The following is a 9,125-nucleotide window of genomic DNA, read 5'->3' on the forward strand; positions in this document are numbered from 1 at the left end:
ATGGGAGCTCACCATCGCCGGGTGGATCCCGGGGCAGCGACCGAACGGCCCGCCTTCGACGAGGTCGCGCATGGCTACGACCCTCATCAGATCGACGACTACCTGGCCACGCTGTGGCGTTACGCCAGCCAGGTGACCTCGCGCGCGGCCGCGGCTGAAAGCGCCCTGAAGAACGAGCGGGCCCGCAGCGCGAACATGGGCGTCGAGGGCCTGGCCGCGCAGGCCGGCGGTCGGATTGGCCAGATGCTGACCATCGCCCAGCAGGAGGCCGAGGAGATCGTCACCGGCGCCCGTCAGATCGCGGAGGCGGCGCTGGAAGAGGTGATCGAGGACGCCGGGGCGAACCACCCGATCGTGCGGGAGGCTCGGGAACAGGCCGAGAAGCTCCTCCTCGACGCCGTGGAGGAGAGCCGCCGGCTCGCCCGGGAGCGGCACGCTGAGCTGCAGGCGGAGATCGTCCGGTGCACCGCCTCGCTCGAGGCGTTGCGTCACCAGCAGGGTGAGATCATCGGTGCGATGCTGCGCCTGCGCGGGGTCCTGGCCTCCGACGAGGTGGACCGGGCGGTCACCGACCTGGCCCGGGCGGGTACGGCCGCGCCGACGACGCCGGGCACGCCTGGAACGCCGGGCACCTCGGGGTCGGCGGCGACGCCGGGGTCGGCGGGGACCTCAGTGGTCGACGGGCCGACGATGCCGCCTGCCTCACCCGTCGGCGTTCCGCCGGACCTGTCGTATGGCCGCCAGCCCGGGGGGTCGTCGCCGTTCGGTCCGGGGAGAGCCGGTCCCGCCGGTTTCCCCGCGGGCGGTGCGGTCCCCGCGGGCGGTGCGGGACCGTCGGATCTTTCCGGTCTTTCCGGGACCGCGTGGGCGACCGGTCGCGTCGCCAGCACGGGGCGGCGTTCCCCGGGCCGGCATCGTCAGGCCGACGTCGCGGACGCGGAACCCCACACCCCGCGCGAACCGGCCACGAACTCGGCGAACGTGCCGTTCCGCCGTGGCGCCGATGAGGACATCATCGACGCCGAGATCGTTGAGGAGTAGCGAGATCGTCGAGGAGAGGAGTAGCCCGGAGGAGAGGAGCAGCTTCTTCTACCGAGCTGGCTCTCCTCCTGGCCTTTACTGGCCGCGACGGCGCAGGTACCGTTCGAACTCCCGGGCGATTGCGTCCCCACTGGCCTCGGGTAGCGCCGTCTCGGGCTCGCGTGACTCCAGGGAACGGACGTACTCGGCGACCTCGGTGTCCCCGGCGGCGAGCTCGTCCACCTGTCGTTCCCATGCCTTCGCCCGCTCGGGAAGGTCACCCAGCGGGATCTCGATGTCCAGCATGTCCTCCACTCGGCGCAGCAGCGCGAGGGTCGCCTTGGGACAGGGCGGGTTAGCCACGTAGTGCGGCACCGCCGCCCAGAACGACACCGAGGCGAGCTCGGCCCGTGCGCATGCCTCCCCGAAGACGCCGACGATACCGGTCGGCCCCTCATAACGGGACGGTTCCAGTCCGAGCCGGGCAGCCGTCGCCGCGTCCCCGGCGGTTCCGCTGATCGGGACCGGCCGGGTGTGCGGCGAGTCAGCGAGCAGTGCCCCGAGGGAGATCACCATGTCGCTGCCGAGGGCGTGGACGGCCTCGATCAGCTCGTCGGTGAACCCACGCCAGCGCATGTTCGGTTCCAGTCCGCGGATCAGTACCAGGTCCGTCTCGGACTTCGGTGGCCGCGCCACCGACAGGCGGGTGGTCGGCCACGAGATCTTCCGGGAAGCCCCGTCGGTCCCGCTCACCGTCGGTCGGTTCACCTGGAAGTCGTAGTAGTCGTCGGGGTCGATAGCACCGATGACACGGGCCTTGAAAGCGGTCTCCAGATGCTCGACGGCGGCGGACGAGGCATCGGCCGCGTCGTTCCACCCTTCGAAGGCGGCTACTACGACCGGCGACCGTAGTTGACCGACGCCGGAGAACTCGATCACCTACTACCTCCTGCCGCCCCGCGGCGGCCCACTGCCCCCGTGACAGTGCAACGGTACGTCCTCACGGAGACGACTCCTGCCCAGAGCCGACATGCGTGACCTCAGCCTCCCTTATGGCCCGTGAGCCGGTGACCCGCGGGCGACCAGCGGTCGTCCGCGGGGAACCTACGCTGGTCCAGTCTGCCGATGTTCTCGTGGGAACGCCTTTCCTCGGTCTCTCGATGGCGCTAGACCCGGGCGGATCGGACATCCATTCCGGATCGATGCGGTGGCTGCACCGTATCGGCTCTGGACGGATACCCGCCGTCGCGGGAATGCGAACGGCCCGGCCTAGGGCCGCCGCCGCACCGGTGTGCCCCAGCCCGTGTTCGTGCGGACCACCGCGCCGAGCACACCCGCGCGGTCCGACATCACGCCCTCCGTTCCCGCGGCTGTGCCACCCGCGATCGCGCCATGGGCAACCCGCCGGGACGCGTCCGGCATTCCCACCCCGCAATCATCACCGTGCCGTGGTCACCGCCTCGTGGTCCCTGTGTTGTGATCACCCTGCCGTGGTCACCGTCGTGCCTGTGGCCGGCATCCTCGGAGGCGTCCGGACGGAGGGTAACCGGACGGAGAGTAAACCGTACCGGCGGCAGGCGAAACCCGTCCCGGTACCCTTGGTCAGTGCACGATGATCTGGTGTCCGTCCTGGCCGAGCGTGTGCTGGTGGCCGATGGCGCCATGGGCACCCTGTTGCAGGCGGCCAGCCTCTGCCTCGACTCGGTGAATTCCGAGGACGGCGACGGCCCGTCGCGCGCCGAGGAGTTCCAGCTCGTGCCGGAGCAGTCCACCTCGGCGATCATCCTGCACCACCCGGAGGCGAAGTACTTCGCGGCCACGTAGGCACCGTGCGGTCACCCGGGCACCGTGCGGCCGACCCGGCACTAGGCCGGTCAACCGGGCACTGCGGCCGGACGACCCTGAGCTACCGAGCTACCTGAGCTACCTGAGCTATAGGAGTGGACGTGGGGAGCCTTGCGGCGGTTTTCTTCGACATGGACGGCCTGCTCGTTGACACCGAGCCAATCTGGACCATCGCCGAGCACGAGGCGGCGGCGCGGCTGGGCGGCGAGTTCACCCCGGCGATGAAACGAGCCATGATCGGCCACGGCATCGATACCGCGGTGCCGCTCATGGTGTCGATGCTCGGCCGGCCGGCGTCCGACGTGGTGCCGACGGCGGAGTTCCTGCTGCGCCGCTCCGCCGAGCTGTTCCGCGAGCCCGGTGCGATCGTCCCGCAGCCCGGGGCGGTGGAACTGCTCGTCGCGCTGCGGGCGGCGGGTGTCCCGACCGCGCTGGTCTCCTCGTCCTTCCGCGACCTGATGGAGCCGGTGCTGCACGTCGTCGGTGACGAGTTCTTCGCCGTGACGGTCGCCGGTGATGAGGTCACTCGCCGCAAGCCGGACCCGGAGCCCTACCTGACCGCCGCCCGGGTGCTCGGCGTCGACCCGGTCCGCTGTGTCGTCTTGGAGGACAGCCCGTCGGGAGCGCGCGCCGGGGTGGCGGCCGGGTGCGCGACCATCATGATCCCGTCCATGCCGGATCTGCTCGACCTGACCGCGTCGGCCGCCTCGACCGTTTCGGGGTCTTCGACCGTTTCGGGTGTCGCGGGGACCCCGGGTGTCGCGGCTCGCGGCGAGCCGGTGCCCGCCGGGCTCGCGGCGCTCCTGGCGAGCCTGCACGACGTCACCCCGGACCTCATGGAGTCCCTCGCCACCCCCTGCCTTGGCCGCCCTGGATACGAGTTTGGGGGAGCAAGGCACGGTTTCGGGGGTGAAGACCGTGCGTAGGTCCCCCGAACGGCGTCGGAGGGGGTGTGGGAGTGGGCTGGCTGTCCACATGTGGATCAACGTGTTGGCGTCGGCGGGGGCGGCCGGGCAAGTCTGGGATCATGACTTCCAGACCCACCATCGCCGTTGTGACCGAGATGCGCCGTCTAGCCGCCCGCCAGGACGGGATGCTCACCTGGCCGCAGATCCGGGCGTTCGGTATCACCCGGCGTCAGCTCAACCGGCTGATACGCGACGATGCGTGGTCGGTTCCCTATCGGGGCACGTTCCTCCTGCCCGGTGCCCATGCCGTACGTGGGTCCGTGCGGGCTGCGTTGGTCGGTCGTCCCAGGGCCGTTGTCTGCGGTGTCACCGCCGCGCGCCTTCTCGCCCTGGAGGGTCTTCCGAGGTCCCTGCCATTGTGGACGGGGCGAGCCCGCGGCCCGATGGGGCCCGATGGTGCGATTTCCGTGCGCTCGCCGTCACGGTCTCCCATCGACCGCTCCGCCCCGGCAGGAGACCCCTCCCGGCCGGGTCTGCCGGGGTCGGTTCCCCGCGAGGCAACGGATACGGGGCGGCGACGAACGGCCTACCAGGCCGAGTCGGTGCATCTTCTTGTCCCCCCTGCGGTGGGCGCGGTGGCGCACACTCCGGGGCTGGTGGTGCACCGGGGCTGGTGCGACGCTGACGAACGGCGACTGCTGTCGGGTATTCCGGTGACGACGGTCGAGCGGATCTTGGCCGATCTCGTGCTGGACAGTGATCGGGAGACCGCGGTCAGCCTGTTGGACGCCGCCCTGCGGGGCGGGCATCTGGACGACGTCCACCGGGTGCGGGCGGCGGCCGCGCGCCGCTGGGGCACAGCCGAACGGCGAGGTTGGTTCGATCTGGTCGACCGACGGGCCGAGTCTCCGCTGGAGACGCGACTGCGGTTGTTGCTCACCGATGCGGGTCTGGCGCCCGAACAGCTCCAATGGCCGGTATGGGAGCCCGACGTGCCCGGCCAACTCTCACCCGGCGGTTCGGGCTCGGCTCCGACGACCTCGTCCGCCGGCAGGGGCCGATCTGCGGGGCTCGTTGCGCGGCTGGACATGGCCTGGCCCAGTTGTCTGCTGGCCGTCGAGGCCGACGGCGCCGCCTTCCACGAGGATCCCCACGCACTCTTCCGGGATCGGGTCCGGCAGAACGCCCTGCTCGCCCTCGGTTGGAGGCTCCTCCGGTTCACCTGGGCCGATGCCCTGAGCCGGCGAAGATACGTCGTGGAGATGGTGGAGCAGATGCTCCTCCGCCAGCGGCAGCAGTGACCTGGCGGGGGAGCCCGGGGGAGCCCGGGGGCCCGGGGGAGTTCGGGGGAGCAAGGCACGGTTCGCGGGGCCGGGACCGTGCCTTGCTCCCCCAGATTCGCCCGTTCCGGGTGCTGGCCGGTGCTGGTGGGTGCTGGGTCAGACGGCGGAGATGGCGCGCAGGACGTCCATGCGGGCGGCGCGCCGGGCGGGGAAGACGGCGGCGAGCACGCCGAGGATCGCCCCGGTGAGGACCACGAGCAGGATCGTCCGTACCGGGTAGGCGAACGTGCTGATTCCCAGGGAGGCCAGCGCCTTCGTCAGCGCCCAGCCGAAGATGCTCCCGACGACGACGCCCAGCACGGCTCCGAAGATCGAGATGATCATCGATTCAAGGATGACCATCAGCCTCATCTGCGACCGTGTCATGCCGGCCGCACGCAGCAGACCGATCTCCTGGGTCCGTTCGATTACCGAGAGCGCCAGGGTGTTGACGATACCGAACAGTGCGATGACGACTGCCAAGGCCAGCAGCACGTAGATGAACCCGAGCAGCTGGTCGACCTGCTTCTCCTGCTGTGCGACGAACTCGGACTGGTCCCGGACCGCCACGGTGGCGAACGACTTGACCACCGTGGCGATCTCGGCCCGGACCATCGCCGGGTCCGCCCCGCTCGCCTTCTTCACCAGGACAAACAGGTCGAGGTCATCGGTGGAATGCCGGGCGAACTCGCTCGTGGAGATGATCCACTTGCCGGCTACCTGGCTCTTCTTGTAGGTGCCCACCAGGGTCAGCTCCGCGCGGCCGTCAGCGAAGGTGACCGGGACCTTCTGCCCCACCCGTAGCTGGTGGTCCGCGGCGGTGGAGTCCTCGGCCAGGATTGTGCCGTCGCCGAGGGCGTGGACGTCACCGGTCACCTCCTTGATGGCCAGCATCTTGACCAGACCCGCCGGGTCGCCGGCCAGCACCTGGGAGCTCTGCCCGGAGATCTTCACCAGGCCGCCCCGAAGACCCGTGGCGATCTCGATGCCGGGCTTGCCGGCCAGCTCGCGAGCCACCTCACCGCTGAATCCCTGCCCGAAGTTCTGGGGAGTCAGGTAGAAATCGGCGCCGAGGCTGTTCGACACTGTCTCCCGCACCGACTCCTTGATCGACTGTCCGAGCACGGAGAAGGCGCTGACCAGGGCGAGTCCGATCATCAACGCGGAGGCGGTGGAGGCGGTCCGGCGCGGGTTGCGCATCGCGTTCTCCCGGCCGAGCCGGCCGGTGGCCCCGAACATCCTCGCCAACGGTGCGCCGAGGACCCGGATGATCGGTCCGGACAGCAGCGGTGAGAGGGTGGCGACGCCGAGGAAGATTCCCGCCGCGCCCACCCCGACGGCGGTGGCTCCCGGCTTGCCCGCCGAGGCAGTGCCGAGGATCATCAGGACGATGCCGAGCGCGGTGAGCACCGACCCGGCGATCGCCCGGGAGTGCAGCGAGCGGGTCGGCAGCACGTAGGTCTCCCGCATCGCCGCGATCGGTGGCACCGACGCGGCCTTGCGGGCTGGCACGAACGCCGCCGCGGCGGTGATGAGCACACCGACGGTGTAGGCGATCACGACGGTGCGGGGGCGGAAGACCAGCGCACCGCTGGGCAGCTCCACGCCGAACACGCCGACGGCGGCGCGCAGCAGCAGCGCGAGCCCCGCGCCGGCCACCAGGCCGGCACTGGCCCCGGCGAAGCCGACCAGCGCCGCTTCGACCTGCAGGGACACCTGGACCTGACGTTTGCTCGCCCCGATCGCTCGCAGCAGGGCCAGTTCCCGCACCCGTTGGGCGACGAGCATCGTGAAGGTGTTGAAGATGATGAAGGCGCCAACGAAGACCGAGATGGCGGCGAAGATCAGCAGAAAGGTGGAGAAGCCGCTGACGGCGTTCTGCACGGCACTGGCGCTCTCATCCGCCAACTGCCTGCCGGTGATCGCCTCGACACCCGGCGGGAGCGCGGCGGCGACTCGGGCCCGCAGCTCCTCCTGGGTCAGGCCGGGCTCGGCGGCCAGGTGGATCGCGCTGAACCGGTCGGGCGCGAGCAGGACCCGCTGGGCGGTGGCGGTGTCGAACGCGGTGATGGCGGCGCCCCCGAGACTGTCCTGACCGCCGATCCGGAAGGTGCCGACCAGGGTGTACTGCGCGGGCGGACCCTTGGTCTGCACCGAGATCTTTGCCCCGAGCGGCAGGTGGAGCTTCTCCGCGGTCGCCCGGTCGACGACGATCTCCCCGGGGCCGGGCGGGCGACCCTCGGCGATCTCCTCCGCCGAGGTGGGCTGACCCCCGGTCCAGCTGATACCGATCCCCGGCGCACCGTTGGTGTTCGAGGGCTTGCCGGTGGCCGGGTCGACGAGGACGGCCTGGCCGTTGACCTTGCCAACCGCCACCCGCACCCCGTCCACTCCGGCGGCGGTGGGGAGGAGCGAGGCCGGTAGCGGCGGGCGGCCGACGTCGCTCGTCGGGTCGATCGCGTTGACCGAGCGCACGGCGACGCTGACGTTCTCGTTGATGTTGGTGAAGAGGGTGTCGAACGTCCGGTTGAGGGTGTCGGTCAGGACCAGGGTCCCGGTCACGAAGCTCACCCCGGCGACGACCGCCAGCATGGAGAGCACCAGCCGGACCTTGCGGGCCAGCAGGCTCTTGAGGGTGGCGCGCAGCATCGGCTCAGGTCCAGCCCGCCGGCTCCGTGCCATCCGGGTGGTAACTGTCCCGTCCGCCGTCAACACGGCCGGGGCCGTCGACATGGCCGGAGCCGTCAACATGGCCGGGGCGAGGACCGAAACCGCCGGTGCGGCCGGGGTCGGTGAGTGGAGGCCCGCCGCCAGGGCTCGGCACCGGCCGGTGGTGGGAGCGGCCGGAGTGGTACTCCTCACCGTGGCGCGTGCCGCCGACCCGCCTGGAGGCCGGCTGCCCACCGGCGTCGGGCCCGAGGTCCGGGGCGGGGATTGCCTCGAACTGGCCGGTGCGCCGCTCCGGGTAATGGCTCTGATAGGGATCGTGCTCGTCCCGCCCGTAGGTCGGCTGGTCTGGGTAGACCTGGTCTGGGTAGACGTAGTCGTCGTAGCCACCGGCAGGCCCGTAGCGACCGTCGGTGCCGTTATGGTCGTCGCGGTAGCGGGGGGTGCGCCTGTCGGCGTCGTGTTCTTCGAAGCCACCGTCCCGGCCGTCAGCGATCTCGCCGTCGGCCGCCAAGCCGTCCGCGGCGGCGTCGAGGTGCTTCATCCGGTCCAGCACCTCCTCCGCGGTCGGGTTCGCGATCGCGTCAACGAGTCGACCGTCGGCAAGGAAGATCACTTCGTCCGAGTAGGACGCCGCCGTCGCGTCGTGGGTGACCATGACGATTGTCTGCCCGAGTTCGGAGACCGAGTCACGCAGGAACGACAGCACCTCGGCTCCCGACCGGGAGTCGAGGTTGCCGGTCGGCTCGTCGGCAAAGATGATCTCCGGCCGGGTGACCAGCGCCCGCGCGCAGGCAACCCGTTGCTGCTGACCGCCCGAGAGTTCGCTCGGCCGGTGCTTCAATCGCGGTGCGAGACCGACCGCGTCAACGACGGTGCGCATCCAGGCCCGGTCCGGCGAACGCCCGGCGATGCTCAACGGCAGCGTGATGTTCTCGGCCGCGGTCAGCGTGGGCAGCAGGTTGAACTGCTGGAAGATGAACCCGATGCGGTCGCGACGCAACTGGGTCAGTTGCTTGTCGGACAGCCGGGACAGGTCCACATTGCCGATGAAGACCCGTCCCCGGGTGACCGTGTCCAACCCGGCCAGGCAGTGCATCAGCGTCGACTTCCCCGACCCGGACGGCCCCATGATTGCGGTGAATCGGCCGCGGGGGAAGGCCAGGTTGATCTCGCGCAGTGCCGTGACGGTGGTATCACCGGAGCCATAGACCTTCGTCAGCTTGGCGGCGCGGGCCGCGGGTGCGGCGTCCGGTCCGTCTTCTCGCCGGCCGCCCGGGTGCTCGGGAGCCCGGCCGTCGCGGCCGGCAGCGTACTCGCCGGGCCGCGACCCGCGGTCCTCCCGGCCGGGCGAGTACGCTGC

The 9,125-nt window shown here is 70.7% G+C and carries 8 protein-coding genes; 4 read left to right on the plus strand and 4 right to left on the minus strand.

Annotation, left to right across the window (positions count from 1 at the left end; genetic code table 11):
- Nucleotides 1-1,041 carry a DivIVA domain-containing protein gene (locus AC08OT_RS05415; protein ID WP_476591983.1) on the plus strand — a complete coding sequence of 347 codons (1,041 nt, stop codon included), beginning with the start codon at nucleotides 1-3 and terminating at the stop codon, nucleotides 1,039-1,041.
- Between the two features lie 75 nt (nucleotides 1,042-1,116).
- Here AC08OT_RS05415 and AC08OT_RS05420 read toward each other — a convergent pair whose 3' ends face one another.
- Nucleotides 1,117-1,959 (minus strand): PAC2 family protein, encoded by an 843-nt coding sequence (locus tag AC08OT_RS05420; protein WP_476591984.1) that lies wholly within the window; start codon nucleotides 1,957-1,959, stop codon nucleotides 1,117-1,119.
- A gap of 330 nt (nucleotides 1,960-2,289) precedes the next feature.
- Nucleotides 2,290-2,448, minus strand: a complete 159-nt coding sequence (locus AC08OT_RS05425; protein WP_476594998.1) for a hypothetical protein — start codon at nucleotides 2,446-2,448, stop codon at nucleotides 2,290-2,292.
- A 177-nt stretch (nucleotides 2,449-2,625) separates the two neighbouring features.
- On the opposite strand from AC08OT_RS05425, the gene AC08OT_RS05430 reads away from it, so the two are divergent.
- The 3 genes from AC08OT_RS05430 (at nucleotide 2,626) to AC08OT_RS05440 (ending at nucleotide 5,074) form a co-directional block, all read left to right on the plus strand.
- Nucleotides 2,626-2,844, plus strand: coding sequence for a hypothetical protein (locus AC08OT_RS05430; RefSeq protein WP_476591985.1), 219 nt, complete (start codon nucleotides 2,626-2,628; stop codon nucleotides 2,842-2,844).
- A gap of 122 nt (nucleotides 2,845-2,966) precedes the next feature.
- Nucleotides 2,967-3,791, plus strand: coding sequence for an HAD family hydrolase (locus AC08OT_RS05435; protein ID WP_476591986.1), 825 nt, complete (start codon nucleotides 2,967-2,969; stop codon nucleotides 3,789-3,791).
- Nucleotides 3,792-3,892: 101 nt separating this feature from the next.
- On the plus strand, nucleotides 3,893-5,074 hold the full coding sequence (locus AC08OT_RS05440) for a type IV toxin-antitoxin system AbiEi family antitoxin domain-containing protein (protein ID WP_476591987.1): 1,182 nt from the start codon (nucleotides 3,893-3,895) through the stop codon (nucleotides 5,072-5,074).
- A 138-nt stretch (nucleotides 5,075-5,212) separates the two neighbouring features.
- On the opposite strand, the gene AC08OT_RS05445 is transcribed toward AC08OT_RS05440, so the two are convergent.
- Complete coding sequence (locus tag AC08OT_RS05445; RefSeq protein WP_476602582.1) at nucleotides 5,213-7,744, minus strand: ABC transporter permease; 2,532 nt, start codon at nucleotides 7,742-7,744, stop codon at nucleotides 5,213-5,215.
- Between the two features lie 4 nt (nucleotides 7,745-7,748).
- A partial coding sequence (locus AC08OT_RS05450; RefSeq protein ID WP_476602583.1) for an ABC transporter ATP-binding protein occupies nucleotides 7,749-9,125 on the minus strand: 1,377 nt, incomplete at its 5' end.

This window comes from Frankia sp. CgJB1, from assembly GCF_977947065.1.